This is a genomic window from Ectobacillus ponti, from assembly GCF_024294785.1.
GTDB lineage: Bacteria > Bacillota > Bacilli > Bacillales > Bacillaceae_G > Ectobacillus > Ectobacillus ponti.
Window position 1 is genome coordinate 39,516 of record NZ_JANCLT010000008.1, and the last position, 19,862, is coordinate 59,377.

A 19,862-nucleotide genomic window follows, 5' to 3' on the forward strand; every position below is an offset into this window, starting at 1 on the left:
TTCTTACAAGAGGACAATATGAGAGTTTCAGATATAGGGCGCTGCTGGCGGGATGAAGGAATAAAACAGATCAAAGAAATCGCGATAGAAGGAGAAGTACTATGGAAAAGCACAGAACATATACAACAAAGGCGGACTTCCTGCTTCATGGGGGAGACTACAACCCGGACCAATGGCTGGACCGTCCTGACATTTTGGCGGATGACATCGAGCTGATGAAGCTGTCCCATACCAACACGTTCTCTGTGGGGATTTTCGCGTGGAGCGCACTGGAGCCTGAGGAAGGCGTGTTTCAGTTTGAGTGGCTGGATGAAATTTTTGATAACATCCATGGCATCGGCGGCCGCGTGATTTTGGCAACGCCAAGCGGGGCGCGCCCTGCCTGGATGTCACAGAAGTATCCGGAAGTGCTGCGTGTGAACAGTGCAAGAGTAAAGCAACTGCATGGGGGAAGGCATAACCACTGCTTTACGTCTCCGGTCTATCGTGAAAAGACACAACACATCAACCGTCTGCTGGCGGAGCGCTATGGCAATCATCCGGCACTCTTAATGTGGCATATTTCCAACGAATACGGTGGTGACTGTCATTGCGACCAGTGCCAGCATGCCTTCCGCGGCTGGCTGAAGGAGAAATACAACGGCAATCTGAAGGCCCTGAATGACGCATGGTGGGGTCCGTTCTGGAGTCATACCTACACAGACTGGTCACAGATTGAATCCCCATCTCCAATTGGAGAAAGCGCGGTGCACGGTCTGAATCTGGATTGGCGCAGATTCACGACCGACCAGACCATTTCCTTCTTTGAGAATGAAATTGTGCCCCTGCGGGAGCTGACGCCGGACATTCCGGTTACCACAAACTTCATGGCTGACACGCATGATTTGATTCCGTTCCAGTCACTTGACTACAGCAAGTTTGCCAAGCATCTCGATGTCATCAGCTGGGACGCCTATCCTGCCTGGCATAATGACTGGGAGAGCACAGCTGATTTGGCGATGAAGGTCGGCTTTATTGATGACCTGTACCGAAGCCTGAAGCAGCAGCCCTTCTTATTGATGGAATCCACGCCAAGCGCTGTGAACTGGCATGATGTGAATAAGGCGAAGCGCCCGGGGATGCATCTGCTGTCGTCCATGCAGATGGTGGCGCATGGCTCTGACAGTGTGATGTACTTCCAATGGCGGAAGTCGCGCGGCTCCTCCGAGAAGTTCCATGGTGCTGTTGTCGACCATGATAACAGCCCGGACAACCGTGTGTTCCAAGATGTTGCGAAAGTGGGCACTGTCTTGGAAAAGCTGTCCGGCGTTGTGGGAACGAACCGTCCGGCGGATGTGGCAATCCTGTACGATTGGGAAAGCAACTGGGCCCTGAATGATGCGCAGGGCTTCGGCTTGCAGACGAAGCGCTATCCGCAAACTCTGCAGCAGCATTACCGTACCTTCTGGGAGAAGGATATTCCTGTCGATGTCATCACCAAGGAGCAGGATTTCTCAGCCTACAAGCTGCTGCTTGTGCCGATGCTGTATTTGGCCAGCGAAGAGACAATTGCGCGCTTGAAGACATTTGTGGCGAACGGCGGAACTCTGGTCACGACCTATATCAGCGGCTTGGTGAATGAACATGACCTGGCGTATTTGGGCGGCTGGCATCCGGATCTGCAGGAGATCTTCGGCATGAAGCCGCTTGAGACTGACACGCTGTATCCAAAGGACACAAACCATGTGACATTCCAGGGAAAAACATATCAGCTGAAGGACTATGCGACTGTCCTTGACCTGCATACTGCACAGGCGGAGGGCTTCTATCAGGAGGATTTCTATGCGGACACACCGGCTATTACGAGCCACCCGTTTGAAAAGGGAAAAACCTACTATATCGGCGGCCGCTTAGAAGAGTCCTTCCATCGGGACTTCTATCAGGCACTCATTGAAGAGCTGTCCATTGCATCACCCTCTGACGTTCGTCACGGGGAAGGTGTATCTGTACAGGTCAGAAGAGCTCCTGAGTGCGACTATCTGTTTGTCATGAATTTCACCGAAGAACAGCAGCCGGTTGTATTTGCATCAGCTGTGACAGATCTGGTGACGGATGAGGAGCTGTCCGGTGAAGTTATGCTGAAGAGGTATGAGGCAAGAGTTGTGGAGAGAAAGAGATAACAGCTGGCGGTGCTAAAGGCCTGGGTGATTACATCACCTTGGCTTTTTTGCTTTGGAACGGGAAGTGTCTTGGGATATCCTTATTTTAAAAATATAATTGTATTTTTTAGCGAAGTATGTAGGAATTGCTCATCAATGAGAGAACAAGGTATAGTGGAAGTCCAATTTCATACAAGGGGGTACATACATGGAGACAATAGGCATTTTTGTGAATGGCCAATCCGAGGTGAAGGAAAGAAGCTATGACCTCTTCTCTCCCTACAGCGGGGAATGCATTGCGAAGATCAGCATGGCAGATCAAGAGGATGTGCAGCGGGCAATTGCCGGTGCACGGGAAGCTTATGAAACAATGAAAAACATGCCCGCTTACAAGCGGTCGGAAATTCTGTATAAAGTAGCGGACATTCTGCGAAGCCGCAAGGAGGAAATGGCCCGTATCATTGCGCTGGAGGCCGGCAAGCCAATCCGTACAGCCAGAGGAGAAATTGACCGGACCATTGTGACGTACCAGTTCGCGGCAGAGGAAGCAAAGCGCATCTACGGTGAGACCATTCCGATGGATGCGGCTCCCGGTGGAGAGAACCGCCTTGGGTTTACATGGAGAGAGCCGCTGGGTGTCGTAAGCGCCATTGCGCCGTTTAACTTCCCGTTCAACCTGGTGGCGCACAAGCTGGGCCCTGCTTTTGCGGCGGGCAATACAGTTGTGCTGAAGCCGGCCGCGCAGACGCCTCTGAGCTCCTATGCCATTGCGCAAATATTCCAGGAGGCCGGGTTGCCTGACGGTGCTTTGCAGGTGGTGACAGGCAGCGGCAGAGAGCTGAGCGATGCCCTGATTACGGATGAGCATGTGAAGAAGGTGACCTTCACCGGAAGTGCCCCTGTTGGAAAGGTAATCAAGCAAAAAGCCGGTCTGCGCAAGGTGACGCTGGAGCTTGGCTCAAACGCGGGTCTCATCATTGAACCGGATGTTCCGGTTGAGAGCATTGTTGCCCGCTGTGTGGAAGGGGCTTTTGCATTTGCGGGACAAGTGTGTATTTCCCTGCAGCGCATTTATGTGCATGAGGATGTATATGAGAAGTTCAGCGAGCTGTTCATTGAACGGGCAGGGCAGTTAAAGGTCGGCGACCCGCTGGATGAGACAACCGATATCAGCGCGATGATCAGCAGAGGAGAAGCAGAGCGCATTGAGGCATGGGTGGCAGAAGCTGTGGAGCAGGGCGCCCGGGTTGGCTTGGGCGGCATTCGGGAAGGCTCTGTATTCGCGCCGACTGTGCTGCTGGATGTAACGAATGACATGGCCGTATCCTGCCAGGAAACCTTTGCGCCGGTTGTCTCTATCGTGCCATACCGTGAACTGGACGAGGCCATCAGCATGGTCAACAATTCGGTGTACGGCCTGAATGTCGGCATCTACAGCCAAAACATCATGAACGCGCTGAACGCAGCACGCAAGCTGGAGTCCGGCGGCGTCATCATCAATGATATCCCGACCTTCCGTCTCGACCATATGCCGTACGGCGGGGTGAAGGACAGCGGTTACGGCCGGGAGGGCATCAAGTATGCCGTGCAGGAGATGACGGAGCTGAAGTTTGTGACGATTAAAACAGTCTTCTAAGAATTAGGATGACTTCAAGGCGCGCCTTGGAGTCATCCTTTTGCATGTCTACAGGGCTGCGCCATCCCAACTCAGTCCCGCAAGCCCCATTTTTTCAGCTTCTTTACAAGCGTGGAATGATCCACCCCTAATGCTTCAGCTGTTTTCCGGATGGATGGGTGCAACTGCAGTGCATCCTTTACGAGCTTTCTCTCGAACTGCTCCACCCGTTCCCGGAGTGTCACCGGAATTTGATTTTGTCCTGTAATGCTAATATGCGGAGGCAAATCGACTGCCTCAATGACAAGGGATGGAATGGAGACAATCATGCCTTCTATGAGATTTTTCAGCTCCCGCACGTTCCCTGGCCAATGGTAGCCCTGCAGAATCCGTTTTGTTTCAGGCGAAAGCTGTTTTTCAATGCTGTACAATCTGCAGAAATAGGAGAAAAAATGCTCCAGCAGCACAGCGATATCTTCAGGGCGCTCCTGTAGAGGCGGGATGCGGATTTCGACCACCTGCAGCCGGTAATATAAGTCCTCCCGGAACAGGCCACGCTCGGAAAGCTCCTTTAAATTTTTGTTGGTTGCTGAAATAATACGGATATCCAATTTTTTGATGTCCCTGCTCCCGATTCGCTGAATTTGCTTTTCCTGCAGCACCCGCAGTAGCTTCACCTGAAGGGAAAGCGGCAGCTCAGCCACTTCATCAAGTAAAACAGTCCCCTTATCAGCGAGCTCCAGCAGACCAATTTTCCCTTCCTGGCGGGCACCCGTAAACGCCCCCCTTTCGTAGCCGAACAGCTCTGATTCCAGCAGCTGCTCCGGAATGGCGCCGCAATTAATTTTAATAAACGGCCTGTCCCTCCTGTTGCTCAGCTGGTGAATCAGATTGGCAATTACCTCTTTGCCTGCCCCGGAAGGCCCCGATAGGAGAATGCCGGTCGGGAAGGGGGCAACCTGCTGTACCCGATGGACAATTTGCTTCATCTGCGGACTTTGGAAAATAACGGTTTCGTCAGGGTTGTCTGTCGAGAAGGTAAAGCGATTTTGATTCAGAGCGGAAAAGCTTTTTGCTTTTTTTAATTCCTCTGTCACTTCCTGCAGGCGCGTAATATCCCTGACACTGGTGACTACCATTTGAATGCGGCCCGCTTCATCAAAAACCGGATTTCCGGTGACAGTAACGTCTTTTTTTCCGCCGATGCTTTGCAGGATGGAAATTTGCTTCTTACTTTGAAGGACGAGCAGGGATACAGACTGGTCAAAGTAACCCCGTGCCATTAAATCCCCCATATGGTTGCCGATCAGTTCTTCCCGTTTGAAGCCGGTGATTTCTTCGTAAGCTGAGTTCACAAAAAGTGTATGGCCCTCGTGATCTACCACATAGATGCCATCACTGGAGAATTCAATAATATTTTCCAACTGCTTCAGCAGAGATTGATAGTGCTCCATTTGGGAGATGTCTTGAATTTCGCTGACTACACCCGCCAGCTCCCCGTCCTGATAGAAGGGTGTTCGATTGACCATGCAATGGGTATCGCCGATCATCAGCTTTGTCCCGATTGAGCCCTTGCCGCTGCGCAGCACCCGGGGCACTTCCGTGTTGGGCACCAGCTCTTGAATATCCCTGCCGATGCATTGTGCTTCCGTCAGCTGCAGCAGCTGCTCAGCCGCTTTGTTCATGAGTGCAACCTTTTGATTTTGGTCCACCACAATCACTCCGTTTGACATGGAAGAAAAAATATTTTTCAGAATGAGCGGATGTAAGGATAAATGTCGCATGTTTGTCCTCTCCTGCCTTCTAATATGGTGAAACATTTCCGAACGTGGTGACATTTGTCACCGTCCTTTTTCTAGAAAGAGGGTCTCTTTGGTGAATTTTATCACCATTCCCAAACTGAAACAATTCTGAAAGTATTGAAAAATGGACAGAGGGGAGCTTGGCATAAAACTTGCTTAAAGATAGGAGGCGGGAAAAGACGCTTCTTCATTTATAGGCAGGAAGCAAGGAGGGCATATGGACACAATCGGTATTTTCATTAACGGACAGTCTGAGGTAAAGGAAAGAACGTATGACCTGTTTGCCCCGTACAGCGGGGAGTGCATTGCGAAAATCAGCATGGCCGACCATGCTGATGTGGAACGGGCCATCGCCGGGGCGCAGGAAGCGGCGGCTGTTATGAAGCAAATGCCGTCCTATAAACGGGCGGACATTCTGTTCAAGGCAGCGGAGATTCTGCGCAGCCGCAAAGAGGAAATGGCGCATATCATTGCGTCTGAAGCAGGCAAGCCCATCCGTACAGCAAGAGCGGAAATAGACCGGACGATTGTTACTTACCAATTCGCGGGGGAAGAGGCAAAGCGTATCTATGGTGAAACGATTCCGATGGATGCTGCTCCGGGAGGCGAAAACCGCCTTGGTTTTACTTGGAGAGAGCCGCTTGGAGTTGTAAGTGCCATTACGCCGTTCAACTTTCCGTTCAATCTGGTGGCCCATAAGCTTGGTCCTGCCTTTGCGGCCGGCAATACCGTTGTGCTGAAGCCTGCAGGCCAAACACCTCTCAGTGCTTATGCTATTGCGGAGGTGTTCCGGGAGGCAGGTCTGCCGGACGGCGCACTGCAGGTGGTGACAGGAAGCGGCAGAGAGCTGAGTGATGCGCTGATTACGGATGAACGGGTGAAGAAGGTGACGTTTACCGGCAGTGCCCCTGTCGGTAAGACGATTAAGCAAAAAGCAGGATTGCGTAAGGTGACGCTGGAGCTCGGCTCAAATGCCGGCCTCATTATCGAACCGGATGTACCGCTTGATAGCATTGTGGCGCGCTGCGTGGAAGGGGCCTTTGCGTTTGCCGGACAGGTATGTATCTCCCTGCAGCGCATTTATGTACATGAGTCCATTTACTCCGCATTCAGCGAGCTGTTCATTGAACGGGCAAAGCAGCTGAAGGTGGGTGACCCGTTGGAGGAAGCGACGGACATCAGCGCTATGATCAGCCAGGGCGAAGCGGAGCGGATTGAGGCATGGGTGGAGGAAGCAATAAGCCAGGGAGCGCGCGTCGGCTTGGGCGGCAAGCGCGAGGGCTCCGTATTTATGCCGACGGTGCTGCTGGATGTTACAGGTGAAATGGCGGTTTCCTGCCAAGAGACCTTTGCTCCGGTTGTCTCCATTGTTGCATACAAGGAGCTGGACGAAGCAATTGCGAAGGTGAATGATTCTGTATACGGCTTAAATGTCGGCATCTATACACAGAACATCATGAATGCGTTGAATGCTGCGCGCAAGCTCGAATCCGGCGGCGTCATCATCAATGATATCCCGACGTTCCGCCTTGATCATATGCCGTATGGCGGGGTGAAGGACAGCGGCTACGGCCGTGAAGGCGTGAAATATGCAGTGCAGGAAATGACTGAGCTGAAATTTGTAACCATCAAAACGACATTTTAAGGGGGATTGTACGTGTCAAACATTATTAAAGCAAACCCAAAGCTGTATGTAATGGATAATGGCCGGATGAGAATGGATAAGAACTGGATGATTGCCATGCATAACCCGGCAACTATCAGCAATCCCAATGCGCCGGCAGAGTTTGTCGAGTTTCCAGTGTACACAGTCCTGATTGACCATCCGGAAGGAAAGATTTTGTTTGACACAGCCTGCAATCCGAATTCCATGGGGGCAGATGGCCGTTGGGGACAGGCCACGCAGCAAATGTTCCCGATTACAATGAGCGAAGAGTGCTACCTGCACCACCGCCTCGAGCAGCTGCGGGTGCGCCCGGAGGAAATTAAATACGTCGTTGCCTCCCATCTGCATTTGGACCATGCAGGCTGCCTGGAGATGTTCACGAACGCTACGATCATTGTGCACGAGGATGAGTTCAACGGCACACTGCAAACCTATGCCCGCAATCAGAAGGAAGGCGCGTATGTGTGGGCAGACATTGATGCTTGGATTAAAAATAACCTGCAGTGGCGTACAGTGAAGCGTACAGAGGATAACCTGGAAATCGTGCCGGGCATTAAGGTGCTGAACTTCGGCAGCGGCCACGCGTGGGGCATGCTTGGTTTGCATGTGCAAATGCCTGAGACAGGCGGCATCATTCTTGCTTCTGATGCCATCTACACAGCGGAGAGCTTCGGGCCGCCGGTGAAGCCGCCGGGCATCATCTATGATTCTCTCGGCTACAACAGCACCGTGGAGAAAATCCGCCGCATTGCCAAGGAAACGAATTCCCAGGTTTGGTTCGGCCATGACGCAGCACAGTTTCAAACATTCCGTAAGTCTACGGATGGGCACTACGAGTAAGAGGGGGAAATGGCATGAGCTTTGCAAGACTTGTATTCGCTCCGCTGAGCTATACGGGCTGGGGGTCCCTGAGCCAACTGCTTCCGGAGGTTGAAAAATACGCACCAAAGAAAATTCTCGTTGTGACAGACCCTGTTTTGGAGCAAATCGGCTTATCCCAACGGGTGAGCAATCCGCTGCAGGAGCAGGGCTATGAAGTTGTTGTATACACGGATGTGGCGCCGGAGCCGCCGCTGGCAATCGGCGAGAAGCTTGTCTCCTTCACGCGCGAGGGCGGGTTTGATATGGTTATCGGCGTGGGGGGCGGCAGTGCGCTCGATTTGGCGAAGCTGGCAGCCGTACTGGCAGCTCATGAAGGTACAGCGGGTGACTACCTGAACCTGAGCGGAACAAAGAAGGTGGAGAAGAAGGGCCTGCCGAAAATTCTCATCCCGACAACATCCGGCACAGGGTCTGAGGTTACGAATATCGCGGTGCTGTCCCTGGAGACAACAAAGGATGTCGTGGCGCATGATTATCTGCTGGCGGATGTGGCGATTGTCGATCCGGAGCTGACGGTTTCGGTGCCGCCGCGCGTGACTGCCGCCACCGGTGTCGATGCGCTGACACATGCAGTGGAGGCATACATTTCTGTCAATGCCAGCCCGGCTACGGACGCGCTGGCGCTGCAGGCCATCCGTCTCATTGGCCGCTCGCTGCGCAAAGCGGTCGCGGATGGCGGGGACAAGCAGGCGCGCATCGATATGAGCGAGGGCAGCTTCCTGGCGGGTCTTTCCTTCTTCAATGCCGGTGTGGCCGGTGTCCACGCCCTTGCCTATCCGCTCGGCGGCCAGTTCCACATCGCGCACGGGGAGTCCAATGCAGTGCTGCTGCCGTATGTGATGGGTTATATCAGAAGCAGCTGCACGAAGCGGCTCGCTGACGTTTTAAATGCACTGGGCGGCAACTCCAGCTATCTGTCTGAGGAAGAGGCGTCCTATAAGTGCATTGAAGAGCTGGAACGGCTTGTCCGCGATGTCGGCATTCCGCATACGCTGCAGGGCTTTGCTATTCCGGAGACAGCACTGGAGAGCCTGACGCAGGACGGGGTGCAGCAGAAGCGCTTGCTGGCGCGGAGCCCGATGCTATTGGGGGAAGCGGATATTCGAATGATCTATACAGCAGCGTTTGAGGGGAAGCTTGTGGAGCCGCAACAGGCTGCTGTGAATAGCTGAATGTGAGAGTCTGCCGCATTGCTGCGGCAGGCTTCTTTTGTCGCTAAAAAATATTTTGTAAATATTTCCTATAGATTGACATTCTAACGAAAAAAGAATATTATCATTATCAATAATGATAATAACGAACGCAGGTGATGGCAATGAAAGCAAAAGCAGATCTTATTTTACATCCAGTCCGCATGCAAATTGTGCAAACACTTGTGGGCGGCAGAAAACTGACCGTACAGGAGATGCTGCAGCGGCTGCCGGATGTGGCGCAGGCGACACTGTACCGGCATCTCAACAAGTTGGTGGAAGGGAGCGTCGTGGAAGTGGCGGCGCAACATCAGGTGCGCGGAACAGTCGAAAAGGTGTATGCTCTTTCGCAAAGCGGCGCGCATGTATCCGGGGAAGAGTTCTTGCGAAGCTCCAAGGAGGAGCAGATGGGGGTGTTCATGCAGTTCATGAGCAATCTGATGAACAGCTTCGGCGGGTATTTGGAGCAGGAGGACCGGGATTTCATCCGGGACGGGGTCAGCTTCCGGCAAGCAGATTTATATATGAGCGATGAAGAGTTCTTGGAGTTTGCAAAGGAATTGGGAGCTGCATTTCAGAAGGTCATGGCACATGAACCGGCTGAGCATCGCAGAAAGCGGACGATTGCCACGATTATGATTCCGGAAGTGAAAAAGGGGGAGGCAAAGCAATGAGCAAGGGGATGCGGGAGAAATTGGTTATGATTCAAGGGGAATATGAGCTGGCGGGTACCATGACGCTGCCAGAGACAGAAGCAAGGAATCGTGTGCCGGCCATTCTCATTCTGCCGGGCACAGGTGGAAGTGACCGCGACGGGAATCGGGGCGGCCTGGATATGAATATATATAAGGAGCTGGCTGAATATTTGACCTGTCTTGGTTTTGCAACGCTCCGCTTTGATAAGCGGGGGAGCTTTGAGAGCAAGGGCGATGTTTGGAAACGAGGGATGTGGGACCTGGTGGACGACGCGGTTGCCTGTCTCCGCTTCCTGAAGCAGCAGCCGGCTGTGGACTCGGAACAGGTCATCATTCTCGGCCATAGCGAAGGTGCCATTCTCGGGCCGGCCGCGTATGCCAAGGAGCCGGTGGCAGGGATGATGTTGCTCGGCGGCGGCGCCATGTGCCTGCGGGACGTGATGGTGTGGCAGCGCCGGCAAGCGTACGATGCGCTGGAGCGGGCCGGCGGCTTCAAGGGCTGGCTGGTCCGGAAGCTGAACGTTGCGGTGAAATCGGAGAAGAAGGTTGAGAAGTTTGAAAAGAAAGTGACGGAAACCAATAAGGATTATATCCGTCTGATGGGCAAGAAGTTCCCGGCGAAGTGGATGCGTGAGCATTACGATTACGATGCGGGAATTGATATGGCCCGGGTGGAGTGCCCCGTGCTTTTGGCCATTGGCGATAAGGATGCACAGGCGCCGCTTATTTCGCTGGAGCGGGCGGCAGAGCTGGCACAGGGAGAAGCCGAGCTGCATGTGATTCCGAATATGACACATATCCTGAAGCGCTGGGATGATCAGTTTGATGCGGCAGGCATGATTAAGATTTATAAACAGCAGGCCCAGCAGCCCCTGCAGCAGGAGCTGCTGGACGTACTGGAGCAATGGCTGGCAAAGCATTTCAAACAAGAGAAGCCTGCGCAGCAGGCAAACTAGAGGGGGCATACAGGATGAAGCATTTGAAGACAGCTCTACTTTTGGCCGGCATTTCCTTCGTTGGATTTATCGCTGCCATTCCGTATTTGCAGGCAACGCTCGGCGCGGTGCTGCAAGGGGCAAACATCCCCATTCCGGCTGCCATTGCGGCCTCTGTTGTACAAGGCACAGTGATGGCGTTTGCTGCAGCATGGATTGGGCTGAAGCTGGGAGAACGAGTCGGCCTCGGTGCTCCCATCGTGCGGAGATGGGTGCATCGGGAGGGGGATGCGGCATTTAAGCGGAAGGACGTACTGCTGGCGGTGTTGGGCGGCGCCGTGGCCACGGGCTTTGTCATAGCTTTAGAGCTGTTGGTGTTCATGCCGCAGCTGCCTGTTTTGTCACAGAAGCAGCCTGAAGTCTCTTGGCTGGCGGGTATGCTGACCTTCATTCAAGGCGGTGTGTATGAGGAGATTTTACTGCGCCTGCTGCTGATGACCCTGATTGTCTGGCTGCTGCAAAGGCTGTTTGCCCGGGGAGGCAGCGCCCAGCCATGGATGTACATCACGGGGATTGTGCTGGCCGCTGTTCTGTTCGGCCTGGGGCACTTGCCGGCAACAGAACAGGTCTTCGGTAGCCTTACAGCGCTGTTGGTTGTAAGAGCCATCGTCATGAATGGTGTGCTTGGTCTGTTTTGCGGCTGGCTCTATTGGAGGAAGGGCCTGGAGTACGCCATGATTGCCCACGCTGTCGGAGACATCCTTCTCCATGGTGTCTTCTCTTAGAAAGCAAGGCTGGCCTGGGGAAGGCCAGCCTGTTTCCGTTAGCTGAAGCTTTGTTCATCACGCTCTTCCACGATGTCCTGAAATGCCCGCTCAGCCGCTTCATAAGAGGTGAACAAGGCATCATCATCCTCAATCACATGAAAGGTATCATGCAAAAACAGCGCGACATCGTTCGGATCCTTTGGGTGCTGCACAATCTCGGCGGCCCGGATGTTGGCCACAGTCGGGGTATGCGGATTATTGTAAATGACGTATACCTCATCGCCCACCTGCATTTCCGGCTTCGTAATTAAATCATCCACTGTCATTCCTCCTTTTTCTGTATTCCTTGCTAGTTTGCATCCTGCCCCCGGGATTATGTGGCTGCGATTCTTTCCGGAAAAGCGGAACTTTCCGTTTTCCCGGAAGAATCCTGTCCGTCGATTTCCGAAAAATCGGAAAATTCCTCTTCGTTTTTTCAATATTTTTTATAATAAAAAATATTGAACCTTGAGGGGAAGCGAATTTGCGTTCTTGCCCCTTCACATTGGCACACTGCTTGCTTAATAAAGAGACAGGATCGGCTTTCAGTTGTTTTGAAACCGCTTCCGCCATTAAGAAAAAGGGGGATGTGTATGGATTTAGTTGTGATTTTATTGGCTCTTGGACTTTTGATGTTTGTAGCGTACCGCGGCTTTTCCGTTATTCTGTTTGCACCCATCTGTGCTTTGTTTGCGGTATTGCTGACAGAGCCAAGCTACGTGCTCCCATTTTTCTCCAACGTGTTCATGGAGAAAATGGTCGGCTTCATTAAATCATATTTTCCTGTGTTTTTGCTTGGGGCGATATTCGGTAAAATTGTGGAAATGTCCGGAATTGCTTCCTCCATTGCCAAGACCATTGTGCAGGTGGTCGGCGCCAAACGCGCAATTCTGGCCATCGTCCTCATGGGAGCTATCTTAACTTACAGTGGTGTCAGCTTGTTTGTGGTTGTGTTTGCGATTTATCCATTTGCAGCCCATATGTTCCGTGAGGCCGATATTCCAAAGCGCCTCATTCCAGGGACGATTGCTCTTGGCGCGTTCACGTTTACGATGGATGCCCTGCCGGGAACACCGCAAATCCAAAACGTTATTCCAACAACCTTTTTCAAGACTGACATTTATGCTGCACCGGCACTTGGGACAATCGGAGCCATTTTTGTACTGGTAACCGGTCTCTTGTACATGGAATCCCGCCGGAAAAAGGCGGAACGGGCCGGTGAAGGCTATTACGGCTTCGGCAATCCGGAGCTGGCGGCCGCGCAGGAAGCCTATGTCAATGAACCGGAAATTCCGGAGGGTCTGCCAACCGGAATCGGCCGTCAAATCTTGGCATTCGTGCCGCTTGTGCTGGTTGGCGTCACGAACAAGCTGTTCACAACGTACCTGCCGAAATGGTATCCAAACGGCTTTGACTTTGAAGCGATCGGCCTGAAGGCATTCGGCAAGGTGCAGCTGCCATCTGTTCTGGCCATCTGGTCCGTGGAAATGGCGTTGCTGATCGGGATTTTGACAGCCATCCTGTATGACTTCAAGCGGGTGCAATCTAATTTCCAGGCAGGCTTGAATGTCAGCATCGGCGGAGCCCTGCTGGCGGCGATGAACACCGGCGCAGAGTACGGCTTTGGCGGGGTCATCTCTTCTCTTCCAGGTTTTGGGGTGGTCAGCAAAGGAATTTCAGAAACTTTCACGAATCCTCTAGTGAACGGTGCAGTTACAACAACAACCCTGGCGGGGGTCACCGGCTCAGCATCCGGCGGCATGGGGATTGCGCTCAGCGCCATGTCCGAGAAGTATTTGGCGGCAATTGAGAAGTTCAATATTCCGCCGGAGGTCATGCACCGGGTCATTTCGATGGCATCGGGCGGGATGGACACCTTGCCGCATAACGGTGCAGTTATTACATTGCTTGCGGTCACTGGCCTGACACACCGCCAGTCCTACCGTGATATTTTTGCCATCACACTGATTAAGACGGCAGCTGTATTCTTCATCATTCTGATGTACAGTCTGACTGGTCTTGTGTAAACAAAGGAAAGGGGTATGGGAGTATGAAGGGCGGAAAAGTAGTAGCATCCTTTGAAGAAGCAGTAAGAGACATTGGGGACGGCGCAACGCTGATTGTAGGCGGCTTCGGCCTGTGCGGCATTCCGGAGAAGGCCATTTTGGCGCTCCGTGATAAAGGGGTAAAGGATTTGACGGTTGTCAGCAACAACTGCGGCGTGGATGATTGGGGCCTTGGCCTGCTGCTGGCGAACAAGCAGATTAAGAAAATGGTTTCCTCTTATGTGGGCGAAAATAAAATTTTCGAGCAGCAATTCCTGAGCGGCGAGCTGGAGGTTGAGCTTGTGCCCCAAGGTACGCTGGCTGAGCGCATCCGTGCAGGCGGCGCGGGCATTCCGGCCTTCTACACTGCCACAGGCGTGGGTACGCCGATTGCAGAGGGAAAAGAGCACAAGGAGTTTGACGGCCGTACATATATTTTAGAGCGCGGCATCGTCGGCGACTTTGCGCTGGTAAAGGCGTGGAAGGCAGATACACTCGGAAACCTTGTATACCGCAAAACATCCCGCAACTTCAATCCAGTGGCGGCTACGGCGGGCAAAATCACGATTGCCGAGGTAGAGGAAATTGTGGAAGCCGGCGAGCTGGATCCGGATGAAATCCATACACCAGGCATCTATGTGCAGCGCGTGCTGCTGGGCACAAACTATGAAAAACGCATTGAACGCCGTACGGTTCTGCAGGCATAAGGAGGGGTAAAGATGAATGCAAGAATGAAAATTGTAAAACGCGCAGTGAAAGAGATTCAGGATGGCATGAACGTAAACCTGGGGATTGGAATTCCGACGCTTGTGGCCAACGAAATTCCAAGCGATTACAATGTGCTGCTGCAATCTGAAAACGGCTTGCTTGGCATCGGGCCATATCCAATGGCCGGCGCTGAAGACCCGGACCTGATCAATGCCGGCAAAGAGACAGTCACGGCTGTTTCCGGCGCTTCCTATTTTGACAGCGCCGAGTCCTTCGCCATGATCCGCGGCGGCCATATTGACCTGGCGATTCTGGGCGGCATGGAGGTATCCGAAACGGGAGACCTCGCCAACTGGATGATTCCGGGCAAGATGGTCAAGGGCATGGGCGGCGCAATGGACCTGGTGAACGGAGCAAAACGCATCATCGTCATTATGGAGCATGCGAACAAGTACGGCGAGTCCAAGGTGAAAACACAATGTACGCTGCCTCTTACAGGAAAAGGCGTTGTACACCGCCTGATCACGGACCTGGCAGTGTTTGATTTCACGCCAAGCGGCATGGTGCTTGTAGAGCTGCAGGAAGGGGCAACTCTCGAAGAGGTGCAGCAAAAAACAGAAGCGGCGTTCACGGTCAGCCCGCAGCTGGCAGCAGCTGAAACGCGATAAACAGGGGGAATACAAATGAGCCGTCAGCTAGAACAAAAGGTTGCGTTGATCACGGGAGCGGCAAGCGGTATTGGGCTGGAAATCGCCCGTGCCTTTGCAACAGAGGGAGCAAAGGTTATCATTTCTGATTTGAATGCGGAGGCGGCGGAGCGGGCTGCCCGGGAGCTGCAGGAGCAAGGCTTTGAAGCCTTGGCTGTGGCTTGCGATGTGACAAAGGAGGAGCAGGTGGCGCAAAGCTTCCAAACAACCATGGAGGCATTCGGCCGCTTGGATATCCTGGTGAACAATGCGGGACTGCAGTATGTATCCCCAATTGAAGAGTTTCCGACAGAGAAGTTCGAGTTTTTGGTGAAGGTCATGCTGACTGCCCCTTTTATTGGCATTAAGCATGCTTTCCCGATCATGAAGCAGCAGGGCACCGGCCGGATTATTAACATGGCCTCCATCAACGGCCTTGTCGGCTTTGCCGGAAAGGCGGCCTACAACAGCGCCAAGCATGGTGTCATCGGTTTGACCAAGGTGGCTGCGCTGGAAGGTGCGGAGCATGGGGTGACAGTCAATGCGCTTTGCCCGGGCTATGTGGATACACCGCTTGTGCGCGGCCAGCTGCAGGACTTGGCAAAAACACGGAATGTACCATTGGAAAGTGTGCTGGAGGCGGTCATCTATCCGCTTGTGCCGCAGAAGCGTCTGCTGGCTGTAGAGGAAATTGCCGACTACGCCGTGTTCTTGGCGAGCGATAAGGCAAAAGGCATTACTGGCCAGGCGGCCGTGCTGGATGGCGGTTATACAGTACAGTAAGCACGGGCGCTCTCCTATCTGAAAAGTCAGATAAGTGTTTGGATTTCACGGTAACCTTTGTTATCATAATAATAGTGAAATCTGATACGGGGATGGGGGAGACGTGCAGCATGACAGCGAAGTTGAATGCGTTGCCGTATGAATGGCTGGAGGAAATTATCAATCTGGCGGCGGAATGGATTGTTGTTGTAGACGTGAACGGGATCATTTGTTATATCAATCAAGCATACTGCGAGTTTCTGGGCACGACCATCGAGGAAGCTGTCGGGAAGCCGGTGGGAAACGTGATTGAAAACTCCCGCATGCATGTCGTGGTCCGGACCGGCCAGGCAGAGGTGGCCTCCATCCAGTCCATCAAGGGAAGCGAGATGGTTGCCAACCGCTACCCGCTGTATGTGCAGGGAGAACTGGTTGGTGCTGTCGGCACTGTCATGTTTCGAAATGCGCAGGATTGGCTGGAATACTCGCAAAAGGTGCAGCCGCTTGTCGAGGAGTTAAAGTACTATAAAACAAGATTTGAGCGCGAGCTCCGCGGCAAATACCGGTTTTCGGATTTAATTGGCCAAAGCCCGCGCTTTCTGGAAGCAAAGCACTTGGCTGAGCGGGTATCAGGCAGCCAGTCTGCGGTGCTTCTTCTTGGTGAATCCGGAACGGGGAAGGAGCTGTTTGCACACGCCATTCATAACAACAGCGTGCGCAGCCCCTTCCCGTTTGTCCGTGTAAATTGCGCCTCCATTCCGGAGCATCTGCTGGAATCGGAGCTGTTTGGCTATGAGGAGGGTGCCTTCACCGGGGCAAAGCGCGGCGGCAAAAAGGGCAAGTTCGAGCTGGCGCATCGCGGCACGCTGTTTTTGGACGAGGTCGGTGATATGCCGCTGCCCATGCAAAGCAAGCTGCTGCGGGCTTTGCAGGAGAAGGAGATTGAAAGAATCGGCGGACATGCCCCTGTGCTGGTGGATGTGCGCATTATCGCGGCAACACACCGGAATCTGGAACAAATGGTGGAGGAAGGAAGGTTCCGCCAGGACTTATATTACCGGTTGAATGTCATGAAGATTGAAATTCCGCCGCTCCGCGAGCGAAAGGCGGATATTGGCCCTATTTCCCGTGTGCTGCTGGAGAAGCTGGGGCGCAAATTTAACCGTCACGGCATTATGCTGGCGGGGGACGTGGTACAGCAGCTGCAGCAGCATAATTGGCCCGGCAATATTCGGGAACTGGAGAACGTGCTGGAGCGGGCAGTCAATGTATTGGAGGGACCTGTCATCGGGCTGCATCATCTGCCGCTTTACTTGCAGGATGATATGGCGGTGGCGCACCGTGAGCATCGGCCGCCTGTTTCTTGTACACAAAAGAATCCGGCCCTGTTACCCTTAAAGGATGCGGTCGCAGCAGCCGAGCGGGAAGCAATTATGCTTGCCCTGCAATTTGCGCAGGGAAACAAGGTACAGGCAGCAAGGCTGCTTGGAATTGGAAAGACGAGCTTGTATGATAAATGCAAGCTGTATGGAATTGATTGAGGCATGCTTATAGTCCCAATCCCCGACCCGGGGCTATAACGGCAGCTTGGCAGAGGCGGAAGCACCGTCTCTTTTTTTTATGGGTGATCCTGCCAATCACGCCCTTTGTTTTCCTTCTGGAATGGCTTATACTATGTTAGGGGATTTTCTCGTAAGGAGAGGGAACAGGGGGATTGGCAATATGAGAGAGTTTGATAGCTTATTGGACAGGAATATGTACCGGGTCATTATGGCAATTGTAATTGTTCTGATGATTGCGGGGGTTATCATTGGAAATGAATGGGGCATCCAGCTGCTTGTGCACTCGTTATTTGTTTCAGCCGTCTCACTGCTCATCGTTCTATTTTTACGGCAAGGGACAAATCGGATTAAGTGTGCTCTTATATTTACAGCAACTATTTATTTTTACGTATTATTTTTTCTATACCCAAAAACTGCGTCTACTCTTGTCTTGCTGACATGCGCCCCGATTCTGGCTATTCTCTTCTTTCATAGAAGGATGTTTTACACGCTGTTTTCAGTGAATGCTTTGTTCTTGGCAGGCTTATTCATGTACCTGTATATGAAGGACAGTAATAATCTGCATGATTATCTGCGGTTGGATATGGCCGGAAATATTCTGAATATTATTACGATACAGGTCATTATCTTTTTTGTTTTCTACTTAACAAGCAAACGAATAGAGCGGCTGTCTGTCTATTATCAGGAAATACAGAAGGCGGAAAGGCTGCGCACAGCCGGACAGCTTGCAGCGGCAGTAGCCCATGAAATCCGCAATCCCATTACGGTTGTAAGCGGGTTTTTGCAAATGTATCAGCAGGATCAGGAGATTCCAGTCCATGTCCGGCAGAACTTTCAGCTGATGCAGGGGGAATTGGGCATGGCTGAACACGTCATCCAGGACTTTCTCTCGCTTGCGAAGCCGCGTAGCGAGCAGGCAGACTGTATTCATGTACAGGATACGCTGCACAGTGTAATCGACCTGTTGTCTTCCTACGCCTTGATGAACAGTGTTTCCATTGTGCTTGATGCGGAAGGGGATGATCGTATTGCCTGCAGTGCCGTGGAGTTTAAGCAGGTGATGGTGAATCTGCTGAAGAATGCCATTGAAGCCATCGGCCATGATGGGACAATCTTTGTATCGGTCGAGCAGCGTGCCGGAGCTGTCGGCATTTCTATTCAGGATACAGGTGCCGGCATGACAGAAGAAGAGCTGCTGCAGATCGGAACCCCGTTCTACTCTTTGAAGAGCAAAGGAACTGGGCTGGGCCTTATGATTTGCTATAACATTATGGAAAAGTGCGGGGGCAGCCTTAAGTTCGCCAGCAAAAAGAGAGAAGGCACCATGGTAGAGCTGACTTTTCCGGTCTGTTGCAACCACTCAGCGTGAGTGGTTGTTTTGTTGTATGATAAAAGCGGAGGGATGGCAGGATGAAAATTGATAACATTTTGGTGACAGGACGTATATATAAAACCGTGGAGCCGCTGATTCGAACGCGATTGAATAAGCAGCTTCGCTTTCTTGCTGAAGAAGAGGTCAAGCCGCAGGACTTTGACTGGGCGGATGCTTATGTAAGCTTTCGTCCGACCGGGAATTTTTCATTCGGCGGCCTCAAATGGGTGCACTCCTTTGGAGCGGGGGTAGACAGCTTTTTACATAACCGTTCCTGGAAAAAGGACGTGCTGCTGACGAGAACCGTTTGCTCCTTCGGACAGAAGATTAGTGAGTATTGCTTGAGCTATATGCTGAGGGAAACGCAAAAGCATGGGGTGTATCAGGCGCTGCAGGAACAGCGGCAATGGAATCCGGTTGAGCCTGTGTCTCTATCCTCACAAAGGGTTGTCATATATGGGACAGGCGAAATTGGGCAAGAGGTGGCCCGGACGCTTGCTTTCTTCGGTGCCAAACCGATTGGCATATCCTTAAGCGGGACAACGAAGCCGCATTTTGCCGAGGTTCTTCCGGCTTCCGGAGCAGCTGGCAGCTTGAATTCAGCGGATTGGGTAATTTCCACACTTCCATTAACAACAGAAACAGAGGGGATGTTCAACGCAGCATGGTTCAAAAAGCTGCAGGGGGCATGCTTCATGAATGTGGGACGGGGAGCGACTGTGGATGAGAAAGCGCTGCTGGAGGCTTTGGACCATGGCTTTGTCCGCCAAGCGGTGCTGGATGTATTTGCGGAAGAGCCGCTGCCGGAGGAATCCGCTCTGTGGCAGCATCCCAAGGTGCAGATCACGCCGCATATCTCTGCCATTACCGGTCCGGAAGAGGCTGTGCAGTGCTTTTTGGACACATTGCATCTGGTGGAGCAGGGGCTCATGCCGCCCAATAGAGTTTCAACTGAAAAAGGATACTGAACCCTTCCCAAAGGGTTTATTTTCATTTAG

At 52.6% G+C, this 19,862-nt stretch carries 17 protein-coding genes; 15 read left to right on the forward strand and 2 right to left on the reverse strand.

What is annotated here, in order from left to right:
• Positions 1-101 precede the first annotated feature (101 nt).
• Together ganA and NK662_RS15130 are read left to right on the forward strand one after the other, a co-directional pair.
• Positions 102-2,159, forward strand: a complete 2,058-nt coding sequence (gene ganA, locus NK662_RS15125; protein WP_254759778.1) for a beta-galactosidase GanA — start codon at positions 102-104, stop codon at positions 2,157-2,159.
• 187 nt (positions 2,160-2,346) lie between these two features.
• Entirely contained in the window at positions 2,347-3,774 is a 1,428-nt protein-coding gene (locus NK662_RS15130) for an aldehyde dehydrogenase family protein (RefSeq protein ID WP_254759779.1), read from the forward strand.
• A 71-nt stretch (positions 3,775-3,845) separates the two neighbouring features.
• On the opposite strand, the gene NK662_RS15135 is transcribed toward NK662_RS15130, so the two are convergent.
• Complete coding sequence (locus NK662_RS15135; protein WP_254759780.1) at positions 3,846-5,537, reverse strand: sigma 54-interacting transcriptional regulator; 1,692 nt, start codon at positions 5,535-5,537, stop codon at positions 3,846-3,848.
• A gap of 235 nt (positions 5,538-5,772) precedes the next feature.
• On the opposite strand from NK662_RS15135, the gene NK662_RS15140 reads away from it, so the two are divergent.
• The 6 genes from NK662_RS15140 (at position 5,773) to NK662_RS15165 (ending at position 11,708) form a co-directional block, all read left to right on the forward strand.
• Positions 5,773-7,200 carry an aldehyde dehydrogenase family protein gene (locus NK662_RS15140; RefSeq protein WP_254759781.1) on the forward strand — a complete coding sequence of 476 codons (1,428 nt, stop codon included), beginning with the start codon at positions 5,773-5,775 and terminating at the stop codon, positions 7,198-7,200.
• 12 nt (positions 7,201-7,212) lie between these two features.
• The gene (gene ahlS / locus NK662_RS15145; protein ID WP_254759782.1) at positions 7,213-8,061 is read left to right on the forward strand and encodes an AhlS family quorum-quenching N-acyl homoserine lactonase; all 849 of its coding nucleotides are present in this window, start codon (positions 7,213-7,215) and stop codon (positions 8,059-8,061) included.
• Between the two features lie 14 nt (positions 8,062-8,075).
• A complete protein-coding gene (locus NK662_RS15150) occupies positions 8,076-9,275 on the forward strand; it encodes an iron-containing alcohol dehydrogenase (protein WP_254759783.1) in 1,200 nt (399 codons plus the stop codon).
• A gap of 143 nt (positions 9,276-9,418) precedes the next feature.
• Positions 9,419-9,967, forward strand: a complete 549-nt coding sequence (locus tag NK662_RS15155) for a helix-turn-helix domain-containing protein (protein WP_254759784.1) — start codon at positions 9,419-9,421, stop codon at positions 9,965-9,967.
• Positions 9,964-10,944, forward strand: coding sequence for an alpha/beta hydrolase (locus tag NK662_RS15160; protein WP_254759785.1), 981 nt, complete (start codon positions 9,964-9,966; stop codon positions 10,942-10,944). Before NK662_RS15155 ends, NK662_RS15160 begins: the two co-directional genes overlap by 4 nt.
• A 14-nt stretch (positions 10,945-10,958) precedes the next feature.
• The gene (locus tag NK662_RS15165) at positions 10,959-11,708 is read left to right on the forward strand and encodes a CPBP family intramembrane glutamic endopeptidase (RefSeq protein WP_254759786.1); all 750 of its coding nucleotides are present in this window, start codon (positions 10,959-10,961) and stop codon (positions 11,706-11,708) included.
• A 38-nt stretch (positions 11,709-11,746) separates the two neighbouring features.
• Here the strand turns inward: NK662_RS15165 and NK662_RS15170 are convergent, their stop codons facing one another.
• Positions 11,747-12,010: a transcriptional regulator SplA domain-containing protein gene (locus NK662_RS15170; RefSeq protein WP_438503629.1), complete on the reverse strand. Its 264-nt coding sequence runs from the start codon at positions 12,008-12,010 to the stop codon at positions 11,747-11,749.
• A gap of 312 nt (positions 12,011-12,322) precedes the next feature.
• On the opposite strand from NK662_RS15170, the gene NK662_RS15175 reads away from it, so the two are divergent.
• From NK662_RS15175 to NK662_RS15205, 7 genes are all read left to right on the forward strand, one after another.
• Positions 12,323-13,756 (forward strand): GntP family permease, encoded by a 1,434-nt coding sequence (locus tag NK662_RS15175; protein WP_254759787.1) that lies wholly within the window; start codon positions 12,323-12,325, stop codon positions 13,754-13,756.
• A 23-nt stretch (positions 13,757-13,779) separates the two neighbouring features.
• Positions 13,780-14,481 (forward strand): CoA transferase subunit A, encoded by a 702-nt coding sequence (locus NK662_RS15180; RefSeq protein ID WP_254759788.1) that lies wholly within the window; start codon positions 13,780-13,782, stop codon positions 14,479-14,481.
• A 12-nt stretch (positions 14,482-14,493) separates the two neighbouring features.
• On the forward strand, positions 14,494-15,150 hold the full coding sequence (locus tag NK662_RS15185; protein WP_254759789.1) for a 3-oxoacid CoA-transferase subunit B: 657 nt from the start codon (positions 14,494-14,496) through the stop codon (positions 15,148-15,150).
• 15 nt (positions 15,151-15,165) lie between these two features.
• Entirely contained in the window at positions 15,166-15,951 is a 786-nt protein-coding gene (locus tag NK662_RS15190; RefSeq protein ID WP_254759790.1) for a 3-hydroxybutyrate dehydrogenase, read from the forward strand.
• A 110-nt stretch (positions 15,952-16,061) separates the two neighbouring features.
• The gene (locus NK662_RS15195) at positions 16,062-17,471 is read left to right on the forward strand and encodes a sigma-54 interaction domain-containing protein (RefSeq protein WP_254759791.1); all 1,410 of its coding nucleotides are present in this window, start codon (positions 16,062-16,064) and stop codon (positions 17,469-17,471) included.
• A gap of 181 nt (positions 17,472-17,652) precedes the next feature.
• Positions 17,653-18,861 carry an ATP-binding protein gene (locus tag NK662_RS15200; protein ID WP_254759792.1) on the forward strand — a complete coding sequence of 403 codons (1,209 nt, stop codon included), beginning with the start codon at positions 17,653-17,655 and terminating at the stop codon, positions 18,859-18,861.
• A 41-nt stretch (positions 18,862-18,902) separates the two neighbouring features.
• Positions 18,903-19,832, forward strand: a complete 930-nt coding sequence (locus NK662_RS15205; RefSeq protein ID WP_254759793.1) for a D-2-hydroxyacid dehydrogenase — start codon at positions 18,903-18,905, stop codon at positions 19,830-19,832.
• The last annotated feature ends 30 nt before the right edge of the window (positions 19,833-19,862 follow it).